The following is an 18549-nucleotide window of genomic DNA, read 5'->3' on the forward strand; positions in this document are numbered from 1 at the left end:
AGTTTGACTTTCGCCCCTTTCCCGTAACGCGACACCGCTACGATTCGCATTGTCGAACGATTGTCTCAAACGCTGGGCACTCTGGGGCTGGGCACGCTGGGGCTGGGCACGCTGGGGCTGGGCACGCTCGATTCGCGGTCCAGGTGAAACGAAGGGGATCATGGCTGGACCCTTCGCCGCTTCGCCCACGAAAAGTGCGAAAGTCGAAGGAAGCGGCGGGTCGGCAATCCGATTGTCTCTCTGCCTTTTCTCGCATGCTCGCCCAGGGACGCATGCTCGCCCAGAGAACCCTTGTCAAATCCAGGCTTTTAGTCAAAACCGCCCATTCTACGCCGCTCCCATTACTTGCACACGACGTGGGGCGCTTTATGATCAAGGGGGTCTACGGACTCGCACGAACGAGTCATTTGTCTCCCCATCACAAAATTGTGAGCGTCATGATGTTGCCGCCCGTCCTTTCCATCGCTGCAGAAGCCGCCCATGTTGCCTTGCCGTTGGCAAGTTGGCAATTGCTTGGGCAAAAGCCGATGAATGTACTTTGGTTGGCAATCACGCTATTCGTGCTCTTCCTGATCGCCATTCTTGGCTTCTTCTTCGTTCGCTATGGAAAACTGTGGTTCCAAGCGTACATGTCGGTAGCCGACGTCAGCTTGATGAGCCTGATTCGGATGCATTTCACCAAGGTCAACCCGAATGTGATTGTCCAGGCCAAAGTGATGTCAGCTCAAGCCGGATTGAATATCTCGCGTCGTGACGGGATTAGCACACGGCGTTTGGAAGCTCACTATTTGGCGGGAGGCAACGTGATGAACGTGATCCATGCGATCATTGCGGCCCATCGCGCCGAGATCCCGTTGGATTTTGATCAAGCCGCGGCCATCGACCTGGCGGGACGCGATGTCTTGGACGCCGTACAAACGAGTGTCTATCCCAAAGTGATCGATTGCCCGGATCCAAGTCGCACCGGCAAAACCACGTTGAGCGCAATCACCAAGAACGGTATCGAGCTTCGCGTTCGTGCACGCGTCACCGTCCGCACCAACATCGAACAATTGATTGGGGGTGCGACCGAGGACACCGTGATCGCGCGTGTCGGTGAAGCGATCATCAGTTCGATTGGTTCGACCACGGACCATTTCAAAGTGCTTGAAAATCCCGATATGATCACGCGCGTCGTGCTTTCTCGTGGATTGGATGCGCAAACGGCGTTTGAGATTGTTTCGATCGACATCGCGGATATTGATGTGGGCGAGAACATCGGGGCTCGATTGCAAAGCGATCAAGCCGAAGCGGACACGCGTGTTGCGCGAGCGGAGGCGGAAAGCCGACGTGCCGAAGCCATCGCCGAGGAGCAGCAGATGAAGGCCAAGGTGGCCGAGAATCGGTCTCAATTGGTTTTGGCCGAAGCCAAAGTCCCCATGGCGATGGCCGAGGCGTTCCGCGGCGGACGCATCTCCGCGCCCACCAACCACTAGCCATCGCGGCTTCGTACCGAGCGCTGCCGTTGGGGCGTTGGGCCTTTGGGGCGCTGGGCCTTTGGGACGCTGGGCCTTTGGGCCGTTGGGGCGTTGGGCCTTTGTTTGATTGGACCTTTAATCCGCTGCGGGCCTTCAACTCACTGTGGGCCTTCGACTCACTGGGCTTGCCGCCCCTGGGGGGCATCGTCTCGAGCTTGGGTGGGATACTTCCCAGACGAGCAGCCGTAGGATACGGTGGAATCTCCAACCGTTTTTCCTGCATTATGTGAAGGCTGTTTCGCACGTGAGTCGTAAATCCTATCGCGTCACTTTCCCAGGTGGATCGGGATCCGAGTTGGCGGGAATTGTCGACCGCCCCGACACGACCGTCGCGGTCCCCGCCGTCGTCTTTAGTCACTGCTTCACCTGCAACAAAGACCTCAAGGCAATTGTGCGAATCGCGCGAGCGCTGGCCGAGCGAGGGATCGCGGTGCTGCGTTATGACATGACGGGATTGGGCGGCAGCAGTGGCGATTTTTCGCAGACAAACTTCTCGACCAATAAGGCCGATTTGCGTGCGGCCATCGCGTTCGCTCAAACCGAGTTTGGCGCGGTGCATGCATTGTTGGGGCACAGTTTCGGAGGGGCAACCTCGTTGGCTGTGGCCGGTGAATCGTCCAGCCCCTTGGTCGCTTCCGAGGCGACGGCACTAGCGAAACTGCGCTGTGTGATCGCGTTAGCGGCCCCCAGCGACACGTTGCATTTGGCCGATTTGTTGCTGCGGTTGAATCCCAAGATTGCCGCCACCGGCGAAGGCGATGTGACGATCGGCGGCTATCGCTGGCAGATACGTGACCAAATGATCCACGACTTTCGCAGCCATGACTTGCCCAATTTGATCGCAAAGATCAACGTCCCCACAATGGTGTTGCATTCGCCTGATGACGAAACGGTGGGGTATCACCATGCCCTGCGGATCATGTCGCTAATCAATCAATCGCGGGATGATTTCACCAAGCAAAGCGAGGCCTTGTGCTCGTTGGTTTCGCTGTGCGGGGCGGATCATTTGTTGGCCAAACATGCTCATGACCTCCAATACGTTGTGGATTTGACTGCCGCAGCAGTACATCGCTACAGCGCGTCATCACTCGGTTAACGTCCGAGCGTGGGGACCATATCCATCCGCACTCGCAGCGCGAACTCGTTCAACGCAGGGAGTAGGCTTTAGCATCGGAGGAATCCGTTCTAAAGTGGTACCTGCCGCAGCTCTCCGCCCTTTTTACCTGCCACCCTCGATAGGCCCCGCAAGCGTGATGCAACGACAGATTCTCTTGTTTGCAGCCGTCCGCGACGCCGCCGGAAGCGATTCGGTTGCGATCGACGTCGCCGACGATGCGACGGCGATGGATGTGCTTCACGAACTCAGCCATCGTTTTCCCACGATCGCACCGCTTCTCGGTTCGTGCCGCGTCGCCCTTGATCACCGCTATGTTCCCAATTCGGAACCGATTGCATCGGCAATTGAAATCGCCATCATTCCTCCGGTCAGCGGAGGTTGATCATGTCTCCCCACCACTTGGTCCAATTGACCGACGACGCGATTGATTGCGTCCCCTTGATGGCGTGGATCGCGGATCCCGATGTCGGTGCCCACGCTTGGTTCTTGGGCGTGACGCGTCGCACGACGGGCGACCGAGTCACCCAACTGCTTTCCTATGAAGCTCACCGGCCGATGGCGACGCAAGAGCTTCGTCGCTTAGCGAGCGAGGCGATCAAGCGATTCGAGTTAACCAAGCTGGTGATCGTCCATCGACTCGGGGAGGTCCCTGTGGGCGAAGCGAGCGTTGCGTTAGGATGCAGCAGCCCTCATCGGAAACAATCGTTCGCAGCGCTACCGTGGATCATGGATCAACTCAAAACGGATGTTCCGATCTGGAAACGCGAAACGTTTACCGATGGATCCACCCAGTGGATGCATCCTAACGAGTCACCCTCGGCCCCATCGCACTCAAGTGAACTTGACTCGGATGAGCCCGACCTAAGGATTAGCAATTGACGATCTCTCGCCGAATGTATTTGGATCACGCAGCAACGTCATGGCCGAAGCACCCCGACGTACTCGATGCAATGGATCGTTACGCACGCGAATGTGGTGCGGCATCGGGTCGTGGCCAGTATCAATCGGCCAATCAAGCGGATGCGATCCTGCACTCCACACGACGGGGGATCTCGCGACTAATCCACGGTGCGTCTCCGAATAGCATCGCGTTCTTCAGCAATGGCACTCAGGCAATCAACGCGGCAATCGCAGGCATTGTTCGTGATGGCGACCATGTCGTCACCACCGCCGCGGAACACAACAGCGTCCTAAGACCGCTGTCGCATCTGGCCCGCACTCGCAACGTCAACCTGACGATCGTCGATTGCGACCGTGACGGAGTCGTTTGTGCAAACGACATCCTCTCCGCTGTCACGGACGCGACGCGATTGGTGGCGGTGACGTCGGCGAGCAATGTGACGGGAGCCGAGCAACCGATCCAGGAAATTGGACAGGGGCTAAAGCAAGCAAGCCAAACCCCTTCGTCGCCTGCCTTCTTATGCGATGCCGCGCAAAGCTTTGGCTACCTTCGGATCGACGTCGAAGCTGCGGAAATCGATCTGTTGGCAGCACCGGGACACAAAGGCAGCGGTGGCCCCCAGGGAACGGGCTTTTTATACGTCTCGCCCGCTTGGCACGACCGCATCACCGCCAGCATTTTTGGAGGTACCGGTAGCCAATCCGAGTCGATGGAAATGCCGGAATCAATGCCAGCGAAACTCGAACCCGGCAATTTGAACGTTGCCGCGATCGCTGGCTGGAACGTGGCAATCGAGCAGCTAGCGTCTCGAAATGACGAGCATTACGCCGCGGCACTGGCCGCTGTTTCCAAGCAACTCAACGACGGACTGCGATCGATCCCGTCGGTCACCGTGCTTGGATCCCCCGCTCGATTACCGATCGTCAGCTTGACGATCGATGGCTTTCCCCCCTCCGATTTGTCAGCGATTCTCGACGCAGAATTTGGGATTGAGGCCAGAGCGGGACTGCACTGTGCCGCACGGATTCACTCGTTTCTGGGAAGCGCCCCCGAGGGCACGCTACGAATTAGCGGATCGGCCGAAACGACGAAGCAAGAAATCGCATTCGTGATCGATGCTTTTCGACAAATTGCCGATTCGGTCCACTAAAGGAGCCAGCTACGGTTCCTGCGGTGCCTCACACGCTGCGGGATTCATTGGAGCACCAATCTCCCGCTGCAGCGGATCTAAATTCCCGTGTCGCTCGCATCGCCCTACCATTCATACCCAGAATCGTGATGCCCGTACGTTGGGTAGCCGTAATGGCCTCCATCATACGAGCGGTACGATGCATCATAGTCATGGTGATGAACGTAGCTGGGACGATAAACGCGACGATAGACGCGGACGGTGCGATAACGGCGGTACACCACGCGCGGAGCACGATAATAGCTGTGGTGAACCCCATGATGAGAGTGATGTCCGTGGCCAACATGATGCCCATGGCCGAAAGCGTGACCGTGGCGCGCATTAGCGTCGCTGGTCATCACCATGCCTGCGATAGCAAACACGCAAACGAAAATCAGTTTTTTCAACATCGGTTTATTCTCCATGCGAAGATAGGCACAGACCAACGGATCGCGAGACCTCGCCACTGCGCTCACTGAAAACGATCCAGTGGCGGTGCAAGTTACGTACCGGCACCTTGAGCCACAAACCGCCAACGCGCTGACTCTGCCCGCATTCAACACGAAACAGCGAAGCAATTGGGCGCAACGAGGCAATTGGACACGGCGAAGCAATTGGACGCAGCGAAGTCGCATGTAGTCGCAACGGATTCGTTTCCGCAGGCATCCGTTTCCGCAGGCATCGCGCAACGACAATCAAACGCATACCCCAGCGTCGTGTGCAATGGGCCAATCGCGAGCCAGACGCGTGCGTCGAGCATGGAATCGGCAACGGCCACGCCGGCACCGAGGTTTCGACCATTGCCAATGTCCGCCCGCGCTAGGCGATTGTATCGCGGCGACTCAGCTCGCCTGGTTCCGTTCCACGCGGCGGCAGCCGCAAACGAAAACAACTTCCTTTTCCGTTGGCGGGCGTCATGACCTGAATCTCACCCCCATGCTCGATCATGATTTTCGAACTGACGGGCAAGCCCAGCCCTGTTCCGCGTGCGCCTTTGCGAGACTCGAACAGCGAAAAGATCTTTAGACGATCTTCTTCAGGAACTCCCGGCCCGTTGTCCACGACATCCACGCCCCAACCTGCGGCCGGATCGAACCATGTCTTCACTGTTACGCGGGCAACAAATTCGTTTTCAACGTGCTCGAGGGCTCCTTCATTCTGGTTCGCCTCGCTTAGTTTTTTGGCGTGATCCGAGGTCGCGTCCACCGCATTGGTAACCAAATTTAAGATCGCGCGATGAAGTGCATCCGTATCAAAGAAGGCATCGGGCATCCCCTCGGCCAGCTCGGTAACCAACGACACATTCAACTCTTGGGCGCGAGGCTGCATCAATTCAACCACATCGCTGACCGTTTCATTCAAGTCCGCATCAACGCACTGGGGTTCACGCTCCTTCGAGAAGGTCAACATGTCGAGCACGAGGTTCGAGATCCGCTCTTGGTTGCGATCGACAATTCGCCAACCACGCCGCACCGCGTCGGTGTCATCACGCTCTAAGCCAGCTTCGATCAGATAGCTGCCGCCGCGAATGCCTTGCAGAATATTTTTGATGTGATGCGAGAGGGTTGCAATCGTTTGCCCCATGGCAGCCAACCGCTCGCCTTGAACCAGCGCCGAATAGTAGAACGTATCTTCGATCGCCAACGCCGCTTGGTGCCCGATCGCGGTAATCAGTCTCAGGTGATCGTCGGTGAATCGCGGAGCATGATCGCGAGCCATCATTTGCCCTGGGTCGGTATAGGTGTCCACGTACAGCGCACCGACGATGTCATAACGACCTTGCAACGGAACACAGATCGCTTCGCGTACGCCTGCGCTGACAATCGATGCCGCTGAGTCGAAGCGGACATCGTCGCGTGCATCGCTGGTTCGGACCCCTTCCTTCTTCTCGAGCACGTAGTCCAGCATCGTGCGGCTGATTTCAATTCGTCGATGAGTCCCTGATTTGCGATCCGAGGTTCCTTGGCGGTCAACGCGAGCGGCGGGCTGGAACAAACCCGACTCGTTATCACGCAGCATCACGCAGCCACGATCCGCTTCGATCCAATCAAACACAAGCCGCAGGATGCGGTTGAGCACCTGGTTCAAATCGTCGGTGCGTCCCACTGCGATCGCAGTCAAGTACATGACTTCGAGCGAGCGATCGGCGTCGGTCACCGTCGGTGTGAGGATACGGGACGTCCCCATTCCACTGGCGCTAGCACCGCTTGAATCGGCCGCCTCGGCAAGGGACCTAGAGTGAAAGATGCCTGAGGAAGGGGCGATCGAGGAAATAATCCGGCTGCCATCATTGCGGTGGCTTTGCTGAACGATATCGACGCCGTGCGCCGCTTCCATCGCACCGGCTTGCCCAGCGCCCGGTTGCCCCGCGCCGGTGAAGATCATCATCGATCCCCCAATTTCGATCCGATCGCCGCTGGCAAGAGGATGCTGACGTTTGGGAATTCCGTTGACCAGCGTGCCGTTGCTACTCTCCAGGTCGACTAATCGACAGCCGCCCATTGGGTCAATCTGAATTTCGGCGTGGACGCGTGACGCTTCGGTATCCAACAACTGAATCGTATTGGTTTTGTCGCGGCCAATTCGTACGACACTTCCTTGCAGTTGGAAATGCTTTCCTTGATCACGTCCTCGGACCACGAACAGAGAAGCCATAAAATATCACGTCGGGAGAATTGAATCCGGGAGCACAACATTCCTGTGGCCGCGGTGGGATGATGACCGTTGTTGGGTTGACGATCGCGGTTGGCAGCTTTCATCAACCCCACCGCGTGCCTAAGCCTAAACATTCAAGAGGCATCATCGCGTTTCCGCTGCGGCCTCCATGATAGGAAAATTCAAGTAAATTGAAACCGCTGCCAATATTGAGCTGTTGGCTCAAAAAATCCTGGGCTTCGACGCTGAACGCCCAAACGCGAGCTTGTGAATCGTAATTTCAACGCTCTCTTTGCAGTCGCGTATTGCTCGCAAGCCAACGCACCCCCAAGGGAAAATCGATCTCGACTCGGTAAATCGCTGGCGTGTTTTAAAGTTGCGTTTTTTTCATCACCCGAAGCGTCAGCGAGGGAATATGATTCTTGACTCGGTCCCTCGCGGACGCTTCGGGTGATGATTTGCTAGGAAAACGTCAATATCGCAACGTCATCACTTTCCTCCTGGCCTGATTCCCTGCGAAAAGGGGCGTCGTGGATGTCTTTCTAATCCAACAAAATGTCTTTTGGCGTTGTGCCATTGCACGATCGGGTTTGGCTACAATGGCATGCGGACTTTCCGCCTTCCGCATCGCCGTTTCACCTCCGTAGGAACCTTGCCTTGGTCCAACCACCCCCGATTGAACCTTCGAGCGACGCTGCGGCGACCACCCGACTCGTGCATGCATGCAACCAAGTTCGTGAACAAGTCGGGAAGATTGTCGTCGGACAAGACGAGGTGATCGAGCAGTTGTTGATCGCCATCCTGGCGCGCGGCCACTGTTTGCTTGAAGGCGTCCCGGGACTCGCCAAGACACTGATGATTCGCACCTTGGCGCAATCGATGAAATTGACGTTTCGACGAATTCAGTTCACGCCCGATTTGATGCCCGGCGACATCACGGGAACGGAAATCATCCAAGAAGATCCTGCGACCGGACGGCGCGAGTTCAAGTTCGAACGCGGCCCGATCTTCACACAAATGCTACTGGCCGACGAGATCAATCGCACGCCGCCTAAGACCCAAGCCGCCCTGCTCGAAGCGATGCAAGAACACGAGGTTACCGCAGCGGGCACCACCTACCGGCTCAGTGAACCGTTCTTTGTGCTCGCGACCCAAAACCCGATCGAACAAGAGGGCACGTATCCGCTTCCCGAAGCCCAACGCGATCGTTTCCTGTTCCACGTTGTGGTGGGGTACCCAAGTCGAGAGGAAGAATCGGAGATCGTCGATCGCACCACGTCGACCTTCACAGGGACCGTCGAGCCAGTGATTTCGGGAGAGGACATCGCCCAATTCCAACAAACCGTTCGCAATGTCCCCTTGCCGCCTCATGTGAAGGACTGGGTTCTCGATGCGGTCCGAACCCTACGCCCTCAGGATGAGCATTCGGCACTATGGGCACGAGAGTTGATCCAATGGGGTCCAGGGCCGCGGGCCAGCCAACAATTGGTGCTCGCGGCAAAAGCACGCGCCCTGTTGCATGGTCGCCCCACGGTGGCGATTGAGGACGTCCAAACGCTGGCGCTGCCCGTGCTTCGCCATCGCGTCGTGCCTACGTTTGCATCCGAGGCGGATGGGATCACCGTTGACGATTTGATCTTGCGAATGATTCGTGAAACGTCGGGAAAACCTGCAAAGGTTTTATAAGCCTAATTCCCTAAGCCTTTGCAAGACTCCCAGCCTGCGGATGAGGCATTGAACGCTTGATGCTCTTCGCTCACCTCACGCAGGAGTAATATCGATGCGACTTCTGTATGTTCAAAACGCCGGGGATGTGCGTGAAGCCTATCATCGTCTCTGCAATGGAGGCCAGGAAACGTACCATGCCCAGCGTTACTCGATCGATTCGTATGCGACACTTTGCAAATCGGTCGACGAATTTGCGGTTCTAACCTATCACACCGCAGAAGCCTACGACGAAGTGCTGGGCAATGGGGTCCGGGTGATCGGTGGCGGACTTTGCAACCAAGCTTGCGCGGACGCGATGATCCAAATGATTGTGCGGTACTCTCCTAGCCACTTGGTGCTGCACACGATCGATCGCGACATCATTCGCTGGACAGCCAAACAGCGCATCCCCGCGATCACCACATTTGCCAATACCTTCGCCCGAGAAGCGAGTCGATTTCCACGCAACTTGGTGCGAGAAACAAGAAACCGTTGGACGGCAAAATCACTGAACCAAGCGAATTTTCGTTGGGTGGGAAGCTACGGCATTAATTCTTCCCGAGAACTGGCACGGCTTGGGGTCGATCCAGCCAAAATCATTCCCTGGGACTACCTGCTCGATTCAAACGCAGGCTCCTTTTCCGCAAAACAAAGCCCGGCCAGTCGAAAGCGATTTACACTCTGTTACGTCGGATCGATCTCCGCCGGCAAAGGGATCCCCGAACTGATCCATGCGATTGCCATCCTGAAATCTAAATCGGTCGAGGTCACGCTAAAACTTGTGGGAGACGACGCTGAAAACGTTGCCCTGCATCAATGCAAGCAATACCGCGTCCAAGACGATGTCGAGCGCATGGGGATCTTGCCGAATCAGCTAATCGAACCCCTGATGCATCAATGTGACCTGGTCATTGTCCCCAGCCGACACGAATATCCTGAAGGATTTCCGCTGGTAATCCACCACGCACTTCGCGCTTGCACCCCCACGGTCGCATCGGATCATCCGATGTTCACCCGTCATTTGAAGCATCGAGAAAACTCGATGATTTTTGCTCAAAAAAACGCATCGGCGATGGCCGACTGCATTGAAGAGGCGTTGATGACTCCCTCGCTGTACGAAGCAATCTCGGCGGCGTCTCACGCAACGTGGGATCGTCTGAGACTTCCCGTGAAGTGGGCCGACCTTGTCAATCGCTGGGTCAGTGACACCCCCGAGGACCAGCAATGGTTATCGGAGCGATGCTTGGCAAACGACCGCGAATCGATGGCCTGAGAACGAGTCGCACCGAAGGATCGCCAGCTCCGCGATACCGTCTCCGTCGGCGGCGATCAATAGCACGTTCTGCTCACGCCCCAAAAACGGCGCTTGCCACACCCTCCCCGACGGGGGTACAATCCAACCCTAAAGAGCCGCTTCAATCAATCAGCGTCCCGGACCGAAAACCGGATATCGCTCGCTGCGGTTCCTGCCTGACCTTGGGAACGGTTCCTCTTCTTTGGAGAAAAATGCTGCGAGGCGTTTCATGCCTCTGCCTTTACCTAGCTTCACGATCGTCCGACAGCGAAGACTTCTTCCTTTCATTCCTGGATCGATGGCACCTCTCATGCGCACCGAGCTAAGCAGCAGCGACACCTCTTGGATCAACCACGACAAGTCATCGGCGAACTCATCACCGACGTTAGACCGTCGACCCCACCCTTACGAACGAAAACAACTTGAACCGGAGACGCTGCCGATTTGTCATCCGTATACATTCGGTGACGAGATCGAGATGATTTCGAAGGTTCTTTGGTCGGGACACCTTTGCGGCGATGGTCCCTTTACCCGCAAGTGCCATACGTTGCTTGAGGAACGACTCAAATGCAACAAGACGCTGCTGACGACCTCATGTACTCATGCGCTCGAGTTGTCCGCGATGCTGTTGGAATTGCGATCGGAGGACGAAGTGATCATGCCGTCGTTCACGTTTGTGTCCACGGCAAACGCATTTACCAACCTTGGGGTTCGCCCCGTGTTTTGCGATATCCGCAGCGACACCCTGAATATTGACGAGACGCGGATCGAGGCGTTGATCACATCGCGAACGCGAGCGATCGTGGTGGTGCACTACGCAGGAGTGTCGTGCGACATGGCGACGATCACTGCGATTGCCAAACGAAACAATCTCGCCGTGGTCGAAGATGTCGCCCATGCGATCTTCGGCAATTATCAAGGGCAAGCGTTAGGAACGCTTGGTGAATTCGGTGCGGCAAGTTTTCACCAAACCAAAAATTACTCGTGTGGCGAAGGGGGCGCATTGTTCATCAACGCTCCGGAGTTCGCCGAGCGTGCGGAAATCATTCGCGAAAAGGGAACCAATCGCGCGATGTTCTTGCGCGGCCAAGTCGATCGATACTCATGGTGTGACAAAGGATCGAGCTATTTGCCGTCGGAGATTCTCGCCGCTCATCTATGGGTGCAACTTCGTGAACACGAGTTTGTGCAACAGCATCGGCGTAAGTTGCATGATTTCTATATCACCGAACTTTCGACATGGGCACACGAACATCACGTCCAATTGCCTTCGATTCCCGCAGATTGCCAATCGGCGTATCACTTGTTTTGGATGCTGCTACCCTCGCTTGAGATCCAATCGCGATTAACGTCGCATCTGACCGCGTTGAAAATCCAGTCCACATTTCACTATCAACCGCTGCACTGTTCGATCATGGGGCATCGTTACGGATACCAATCGGGTGATTTCCCTGTGACGGAAATGGCGGGGGAACGTTTATTACGCATCCCGTTCTATACCGGATTGTCGATGGAACAAGCCGCTCGTGTTGTCGATGCATTGAAAGGGTTTAACCATTGGACATGAGCCCCCCTGAACCGTTTGTATCCTCGGCGAACGCCAAGACGCCGCGTGTCGCAATCGTTGTCGACAACGCATCGATGCAGATGAGTGGCGAAACCTCGACACCGCTTTATTACATGCGTTTCTTCCGCAAATGGGGTGTCGATACGCGTTTGGTCGTGCATTGCCGATGTGAGCAAGAGCTGCGTGAAACGTTGTCGCCGGAGGAGATCTCGGTGTTCACGTTCCTCGACGACACGTCGCTGATGAAGCTCACCCATCGGCTCTTCCAATACTCCCCCGATCGCATCCGCAGTTTGATCGGCGCCCAATTGATCCATTGGCTGACCGGGCTTCAAGCACGCCGCGTCGTCAAGCAGATGGCCGCAAACGATTTGATCGACGTTGTATTTGAACCAACGCCCATTGCGCCAAAGTCGGTCAGTTGCATGTACTCGGTCGGTGTGCCGGCGGTGATCGGTCCGATGTGTGGCGGGCTCAGCTTTCCGCCCGCGTTTCGATTCATGGATCCCATGTGGGTTAAGTTGGGAGTCTCGGCGGGGCGAATTTTGGCTCAAACCGCAAATCGAATTTCGCCAGGCAAGCTGCATGCAAAAGCGTTGATCGTCGGTAATGATCGTGCGGCCCGGGCGCTCCCCAACGGAACCCGGGGCACCCGCTACACGGTCGTCGAAAGTGGAGTGGATCTGACCACGGTCACTCCCGCACCGTTCCCGCGGCGGGCGAAATCGGAGCCCGCTCGGTTTGTCTATTTCGCTCGTTTTGTTGATTGGAAAGGGGTCAAATTCTTAGTCGATGCCTTTCCCAGAGTCCTGGTCCGCACCGATGCGGTGCTCGACTTGATCGGAGATGGCGACCTGCTCGAAGCCACCCAAGCGCAAGCCCGCAGACTGGGGATTAGCGACCATGTGAACTTTTACGGACGGTTACCGCTCGCCGAAGGCATTGAGATCATGAAGAAAGCGGACGCCTACATGGCCACCGGGCTGCGTGAATGCGGCGGACTGGCGCTGCTCGAAGCGATGGGCTGTGGAACGCCGGTGATCGCTTGCAATTGGATGGCGCCCGGCGAGTATGTCGACGACAGCTGTGGTATTCGTATCGATGTTTCCTCGGAACAAGCCTTGGTCGATGGACTGACCGATGCAATGGTGCGTATCGCCGAGGACGAGGAACTGCGGAAGCGGCTTTCCGCCGGTGCGGTCGCACGGGCGCAAGGGAATTACTTTGGCTGGGAAGCAAAATCGCGACGCGTGCTCGAGATCTTGACCGAGGTGGTGTCCCGTGAATCTTCAACGCGTGCGGAAACGGCGTCCTAGGAAACGCTCTCGCGGTCTGCTTCGCCATCCTGGGCGGTGTTGGCATCGATAAAACGCGCGTCCACGCCAAGATCATTCAACAGCAACCGGCTGGTGATTCGGCTCGATTCATAGATCACCGGTAACCCGCTACCGGGATGCGTTCCGCCCCCGACGAGGTACACGCCATCGAGTTCCTCGAAGCGATTGCGGGGACGTCGATGCAGCATTTGCCCAAGATTGTGAGCGAGGTTGAACGTCGCACCACGATGCACCGCGTAATCGTTTTTCCAATCATCAGGCGTGATCCGATGTTCAAAGCGAATCCGCCGGCGCACATCGCCCAGTCCAATCTGGGACATCCGTTCAAGCGTTTGGTCGCGAAAACCGTCCGCTGCGGTAGCCCAATCCACATTCTTGTGTTGATGCGTCACCGGCACCAACACATACAACGTGCTGCACCCGGGTGGCGCCAAGGAAGGATCGGTTACCGATGCATTTTGAACATAAAACGAGGGATCACTGCTGAGTTGATGCGTCGTTTCGATTTCGTGCAGGTTCTGTTCGTATTGGCGACTAATGTGAATGTTGTGATGAGGAAGGTCGTCGTAGACGCCTTCGATCCCCAAGTACAACATGAAGGTGCTGCACGAGAATTTCTTCTTCTCAATCGACGCGTCGCTCCAGCGCCGACGAAGTTGATTGGGCACATGATGCGTCATCCAATCGGCAAAGTCAGCGTTGACGACGAACGCATCCGCTTCGTAGCGATCATGTTCGGTGTGCACCGCCTTGACGCGGCGTCCTTCGAGTTCAAGCGACTCGACCGGCTCGGCAAGTTTGATCTTCACTCCGAGCGAGCGGGCGAGGCTCGCCATCTGTTCACTGACACGATGGCAGCCCCCGATCGGATGCCAGACCCCATATTCGTATTCCAAAAACGACAAGATGCTAAACAGGCTGGGGCATTGAAAGGGAGACATCCCAAGGTATTTTGCCTGAAACCCAAACGCGATGACTAAGCGGGGATCGCTAAAATAACGCTGTAGCTCGGTGGCGAGAGAGCGGTTGGGATGCAGATAGGGAAGGGCGGACAACACCGCGGGCCGCAGCAAATCCAAGGGTGAACGAAAGGGTGACTCGAGGATCGGGCGAAACTTTTCAAGCTTGACCCGATTGTCATCCAGAAACCGTCGAAACGCGCCCACGTCGACGGGACTAAGCTCGGCAATTTGTCGGTCCATCGCAGCGATGTTGGCGCTGCAATCAAGCTGTCCCCCGTTGCCAAACGTCAACCGATACTGAGTCTCCAACCGGGTCATCGGAACCTCATCCATCAGCTCGAACCCAACGCTACGAAAGATCTCCGCGAGCACGCGAGGGTAAAGAAAGAAGGTGGGGCCACAATCAAAACGGAATCCATTCGCTTCGATGGCCGATGTACGGCCTCCCACGACATGGCGGCGTTCGAGAACCGTCACGTCACAACCGGCGTAGGCCAATTGCATCGCCGCAGCCAACCCGCCTGGCCCCGCACCCACGACGACAACTTTACGTGATGACAAACCCGTGTTCCTTTCTTTGTCTAATTTCAACGTAGGATAGCAGACGAGTCCCGCGAGGTCCGAATCATTCAGCGAGTACAACGAAAGTCTTGACGACTTCCGCTACCCCCAGCACTCACTTTAATCCTGGCAAAACACTCGCCGCCGAGCGAAGGGAAACTGTAGGGGGAACGGCCACGTTGGAAAGAGGCTTAAGCCGTAGAAAGGGTGGAACAGGACAAAAACGCATCGCAAGATACAAAAAAAGGCTAGAAGAGAAACCCCTTCTAGCCTTTGTAACGTTGTCGCGTTAGCGATCAAGCTTCGATGATTCGTTCATCGATCAATCCATCGAGATCACTTCGGAACCTTGAGTCGTACTGCGAGCCCGCCACACATTTAAATCGATGCTGTCGGAATAAGTATTCACAGATCCATCGCAATTGACCGCTTGCACGATGCCTGGATGAAGCGAACGCGAAGCAAACGTCGTCGGGTTGCTGGTAGAAGAAACCTCACAGGGCAATCCTGGGACTGGCTCGCAGTACCAAGTGCCAGGAAGCCGGTCAGGCAGAGAACTGTTTGGTCCCAAGTAGGCTTGCATTCCCGACGCATCTCGCCACCACAGGAATCCGCGAAGGTCGGCTCCCTGGCCTTGTCGCACCTCGGCAACCATCAAAGTTGAACTTGTCCCATCCAGGATATCCCGAAACTTAGTTTTCGAATCGGTATAAGGTCCAAATGGAGCACCGCGGAAAGTGACCCCGTTGAGCGTTGCGACCTGCAAGAGATCGGTATTGCCGTAATTCACAGCATAGCTATGGCTCGTAATCTCTTGCAGTGGCGCGTTATCTAAATCACTTGGACAAGAAAACGCCGGGATGCGTTTGGTGGTCACATTGGTTTTGTTGAGAGTGCTGCTATAGCTGAATCCGGAGGTATTGCCCCAGTCAACGTATAACTCGGCGAGGTTTCCCTGTTCCATATAAGGCAGGATCAACGGAAGCCAGGTACCGTAACAGCAGGACGTATACGCCCCGGTCGGAAAACTACCCAATGAGTCATGGTAGTTGTGCATTGCCAACCCAATCTGTTTCAGATTGTTTCCGCACGACATTCGTCGCGCAGCTTCGCGTGCCGCTTGGACCGCCGGCAGCAATAAGCCAACCAGCACCCCGATAATGGCAATCACCACCAAGAGTTCAACGAGTGTAAAACCATGTCTACGATTTGTATTAATTGCTTATGCTCCAAAGATGTAAAGAAAGGAAACCTCAGGCTATCCGCCCACCTACAAGCGATGGCGTGCGAGAGGATTGGGTATGACAAATGACTTGTACATTGAAAGCCGCTTGTTCAATAACGAAAACGTCGTCACATCGAAAATGCCGCAAAACCAACCGCCAAACTGAAACCGATGGGGCGTGATTTTGCCTCGGGGTTACCCCCGCTCGAGATGCCCCGAGAAGTTAGGCATCCAATTCAAAGGAAAGATCGCTCGCGCCCCCTTCAGGAACGTCCGCGGTCAGTTCGGATTCGACGTTGTAGCGTTTGTTGATCCGCTCCGGCTGAGGTGGCAATTCCGATCCCGGGGCAGGGGGCGCCACGCTGGTAGCGTCAACGTTTTCATCAATCGCCGTTGAGTAAATTCGGACTTCGTATTTTCCTGGCAACGCTCCGGTCGCCGCCGGTATCTCAAAACGGCCGTCACGAATCGCTCCGCCGGTAATCGATCCTTCCGAAAGAGGATGAAACTCAATCGTCCCTTGGTCGAGCATCGTCCCGCCCAAGGTCACGGTCCCAAAAAGATGAACTCGCCCCCCGGTATCAGGATTGCAGCCGCTAATGGATCCAACCAGCAACACGGCTACTGCCATGTAGAGGTGTCCCCCAATTAACCGATTGCGAAATGTCCAGCCTTGTACAGGAACCATTGAAAACTCGTGTGATTTGAAAATGGAAACGAAACACGGAAGCTCCAAAACGCCTCCGTTAGTGGTTCAATTTGCGATGCATTGATGACGCCCCAGGGTGCATCTGAAGTCGCAAGTGAACCAAATCCGAATGGGAAGATGCCAGCACAATCACCGGCAACTGCGTGTGGGGAGGGGGTAGGGGCGAGGGCGGACGCCGAGGCAACGACCAAGGGAACCTGTCCCCTCAACCAACTGCATCTCCGCACCGAGTCGGGATGGGCATTACCCCATCCCCCCGGCAACAGCGAAGGACCAACCACGCACCCCACTAGGTGGAGATGCGGCGAACCGGTGATCGCTCACTAACCTTTTCGTCACTCGGTGACACCCAACGTTAGTAACCTTTGGCCCTAGCCATAGACCGTACGTCACAATCTAGCTTCAGTCGCAGAGTTTCCAACCCCTACATTGACTGCAAAAGATATCCTATCCAGACAATTGGATCGATTGAGCCGAGTTCGCCCACCGCGAAACTTGGCTCGTGCTGTGGAACGCGGAACTCGAGGACCTCGCACAGCGTGACACCCCCACGTGACCTATCTGACCAATCCCATGACACACCATTCAAGCCCCCCATCAACAACGCAGCGAAGATGGGGGGGACGTGGAGGGCCACTAATAGTTAGCACATGGTTATGAGCGTGCCGGAGCAATGGGTTCCGCATTGGGCGGAGGCATGGCATCCATCGATGCTCATAAAAAAAGGCTAGAAGAGAAAACTCTTCTAGCCTTGGTAACGTTGTCCGATAGCGATCAAGCTTCCACGCTCAATCCAAACTGATCACTTCGGAACCTTGAGTCGTGCTGCGAGCCCGCCACACTTCTAAATCGATGCTGTCAGAATAAGTATTCACAGAACCATCGCAGTTGACCGCTTGAACGATCCCTGGGTGAAGCGAACGCGACGCGAACATCGTCGGATTGGAAGTAGAGGAAACATCGCAGGGCATTCCTGGTACAGGATTACAGTAGCTGGAGGTGTAGATTCGATCGGGAAGTGAACTGTTTGGCCCCAGGTAGGCCTGAAAACCCGAAGCATCTCGCCACCACAGGAATCCGCGAAGGTCGCTTCCCTGTCCTTGCCGCACTTCGGCCACCATCAAGGTCGAACTTGTTCCGTCGATGATATCTCGGAATTTGAGTTTTTTATCGATATTCGGTGCGAACGGAGCACCGCGAAACGTGACACCATTAAGCGTTGATTGCTGAAGGAACCCGGTGTTGCCGTAGTTTACCGCATAGCTATGGCTGGTCATGCCACCGGTAGGTGTGCTATCCAAGTCGCTCGGACAAGAAAATGCCGGAATGCGTTTGCTAGTCACATTGGCCAAGTTGGGATCGTGGCTATAGCGAGCTCCGCTGGTGTTGCCCCAGTCGACGTACAAATCCGCGAGGTTTCCTTGTTCCATGTAAGGCAGGATGAGCGGAAGCCATGTACCGTAACAGCAGGATGGGTACGCCCCGGAAGGAAAACTACCCAATGAGTCATGGTAGTTATGCATTGCCAGTCCAACCTGCTTTAGATTGTTACTGCACGACATTCGCCGCGCGGCTTCGCGTGCCGCTTGGACCGCCGGCAATAACAAGCCAACCAGAACTCCAATAATTGCGATGACCACCAGTAGTTCAACCAGTGTAAAACCTTGTCTACGATTCATGTTAATTGCTAATACTCCAAAGAATAAAACGAAAGGAAGCCCCAGGAGATCCAACCATCGACAAGCGATGGCGTTCGAGGGGAACGGGTACTCCAAATGACCTGCACATTGAAAGTCGTTTGTTGAGTAACGTGAACGCTGGACTAAAAG

15 protein-coding genes are annotated in these 18549 nt (G+C 55.8%); 9 read left to right on the plus strand and 6 right to left on the minus strand.

Annotation, left to right across the window (positions count from 1 at the left end; genetic code table 11):
* The first annotated feature begins 527 nt into the window (after positions 1 to 527).
* From floA to Pla52o_RS12145, 5 genes are all read left to right on the plus strand, one after another.
* A complete protein-coding gene (floA, locus tag Pla52o_RS12120) occupies positions 528 to 1475 on the plus strand; it encodes a flotillin-like protein FloA (protein ID WP_146595221.1) in 948 nt (315 codons plus the stop codon).
* A 286-nt stretch (positions 1476 to 1761) separates the two neighbouring features.
* Positions 1762 to 2613 carry an alpha/beta hydrolase family protein gene (locus tag Pla52o_RS12130; protein ID WP_146594881.1) on the plus strand — a complete coding sequence of 284 codons (852 nt, stop codon included), beginning with the start codon at positions 1762 to 1764 and terminating at the stop codon, positions 2611 to 2613.
* 157 nt (positions 2614 to 2770) lie between these two features.
* Positions 2771 to 3016, plus strand: coding sequence for a MoaD/ThiS family protein (locus Pla52o_RS12135; RefSeq protein ID WP_146594882.1), 246 nt, complete (start codon positions 2771 to 2773; stop codon positions 3014 to 3016).
* Between the two features lie 2 nt (positions 3017 to 3018).
* Complete coding sequence (locus Pla52o_RS12140) at positions 3019 to 3513, plus strand: molybdenum cofactor biosynthesis protein MoaE (protein WP_146594883.1); 495 nt, start codon at positions 3019 to 3021, stop codon at positions 3511 to 3513.
* On the plus strand, positions 3510 to 4685 hold the full coding sequence (locus Pla52o_RS12145; RefSeq protein ID WP_146594884.1) for an aminotransferase class V-fold PLP-dependent enzyme: 1176 nt from the start codon (positions 3510 to 3512) through the stop codon (positions 4683 to 4685). The genes Pla52o_RS12140 and Pla52o_RS12145 overlap by 4 nt, the downstream gene beginning before the upstream one ends.
* A gap of 104 nt (positions 4686 to 4789) precedes the next feature.
* Here the strand turns inward: Pla52o_RS12145 and Pla52o_RS12150 are convergent, their stop codons facing one another.
* Together Pla52o_RS12150 and Pla52o_RS12155 are read right to left on the minus strand one after the other, a co-directional pair.
* Positions 4790 to 5113: a hypothetical protein gene (locus Pla52o_RS12150; protein ID WP_146594885.1), complete on the minus strand. Its 324-nt coding sequence runs from the start codon at positions 5111 to 5113 to the stop codon at positions 4790 to 4792.
* A 409-nt stretch (positions 5114 to 5522) separates the two neighbouring features.
* On the minus strand, positions 5523 to 7358 hold the full coding sequence (locus Pla52o_RS12155) for an ATP-binding protein (protein ID WP_146594886.1): 1836 nt from the start codon (positions 7356 to 7358) through the stop codon (positions 5523 to 5525).
* A gap of 657 nt (positions 7359 to 8015) precedes the next feature.
* Here Pla52o_RS12155 and Pla52o_RS12160 point away from each other — a divergent pair.
* The 4 genes from Pla52o_RS12160 to Pla52o_RS12175 all read left to right on the plus strand — a co-directional run bounded on the left by Pla52o_RS12160 (position 8016) and on the right by Pla52o_RS12175 (position 13242).
* The gene (locus Pla52o_RS12160) at positions 8016 to 9044 is read left to right on the plus strand and encodes an AAA family ATPase (protein ID WP_146594887.1); all 1029 of its coding nucleotides are present in this window, start codon (positions 8016 to 8018) and stop codon (positions 9042 to 9044) included.
* A 94-nt stretch (positions 9045 to 9138) separates the two neighbouring features.
* Positions 9139 to 10338 (plus strand): glycosyltransferase family 4 protein, encoded by a 1200-nt coding sequence (locus Pla52o_RS12165; RefSeq protein ID WP_146594888.1) that lies wholly within the window; start codon positions 9139 to 9141, stop codon positions 10336 to 10338.
* Between the two features lie 319 nt (positions 10339 to 10657).
* A complete protein-coding gene (gene rffA, locus Pla52o_RS12170) occupies positions 10658 to 11926 on the plus strand; it encodes a dTDP-4-amino-4,6-dideoxygalactose transaminase (protein ID WP_146594889.1) in 1269 nt (422 codons plus the stop codon).
* The gene (locus Pla52o_RS12175) at positions 11923 to 13242 is read left to right on the plus strand and encodes a glycosyltransferase family 4 protein (RefSeq protein ID WP_146594890.1); all 1320 of its coding nucleotides are present in this window, start codon (positions 11923 to 11925) and stop codon (positions 13240 to 13242) included. The genes rffA and Pla52o_RS12175 overlap by 4 nt, the downstream gene beginning before the upstream one ends.
* Here Pla52o_RS12175 and crtI read toward each other — a convergent pair.
* The 4 genes from crtI to Pla52o_RS12195 all read right to left on the minus strand — a co-directional run bounded on the left by crtI (position 13239) and on the right by Pla52o_RS12195 (position 18399).
* Positions 13239 to 14786: a phytoene desaturase family protein gene (crtI, locus tag Pla52o_RS12180; RefSeq protein WP_146594891.1), complete on the minus strand. Its 1548-nt coding sequence runs from the start codon at positions 14784 to 14786 to the stop codon at positions 13239 to 13241. The genes Pla52o_RS12175 and crtI overlap by 4 nt on opposite strands.
* Before the next feature lie 322 nt (positions 14787 to 15108).
* Positions 15109 to 16005 (minus strand): DUF1559 family PulG-like putative transporter, encoded by an 897-nt coding sequence (locus tag Pla52o_RS12185; protein ID WP_146594892.1) that lies wholly within the window; start codon positions 16003 to 16005, stop codon positions 15109 to 15111.
* 229 nt (positions 16006 to 16234) lie between these two features.
* Positions 16235 to 16699 carry a hypothetical protein gene (locus Pla52o_RS12190; RefSeq protein WP_146594893.1) on the minus strand — a complete coding sequence of 155 codons (465 nt, stop codon included), beginning with the start codon at positions 16697 to 16699 and terminating at the stop codon, positions 16235 to 16237.
* Positions 16700 to 17508: 809 nt separating this feature from the next.
* On the minus strand, positions 17509 to 18399 hold the full coding sequence (locus Pla52o_RS12195) for a DUF1559 domain-containing protein (RefSeq protein WP_146594894.1): 891 nt from the start codon (positions 18397 to 18399) through the stop codon (positions 17509 to 17511).
* Positions 18400 to 18549: the final 150 nt, after the last annotated feature.

Source organism: Novipirellula galeiformis (assembly GCF_007860095.1).
Classification (GTDB): domain Bacteria; phylum Planctomycetota; class Planctomycetia; order Pirellulales; family Pirellulaceae; genus Novipirellula; species Novipirellula galeiformis.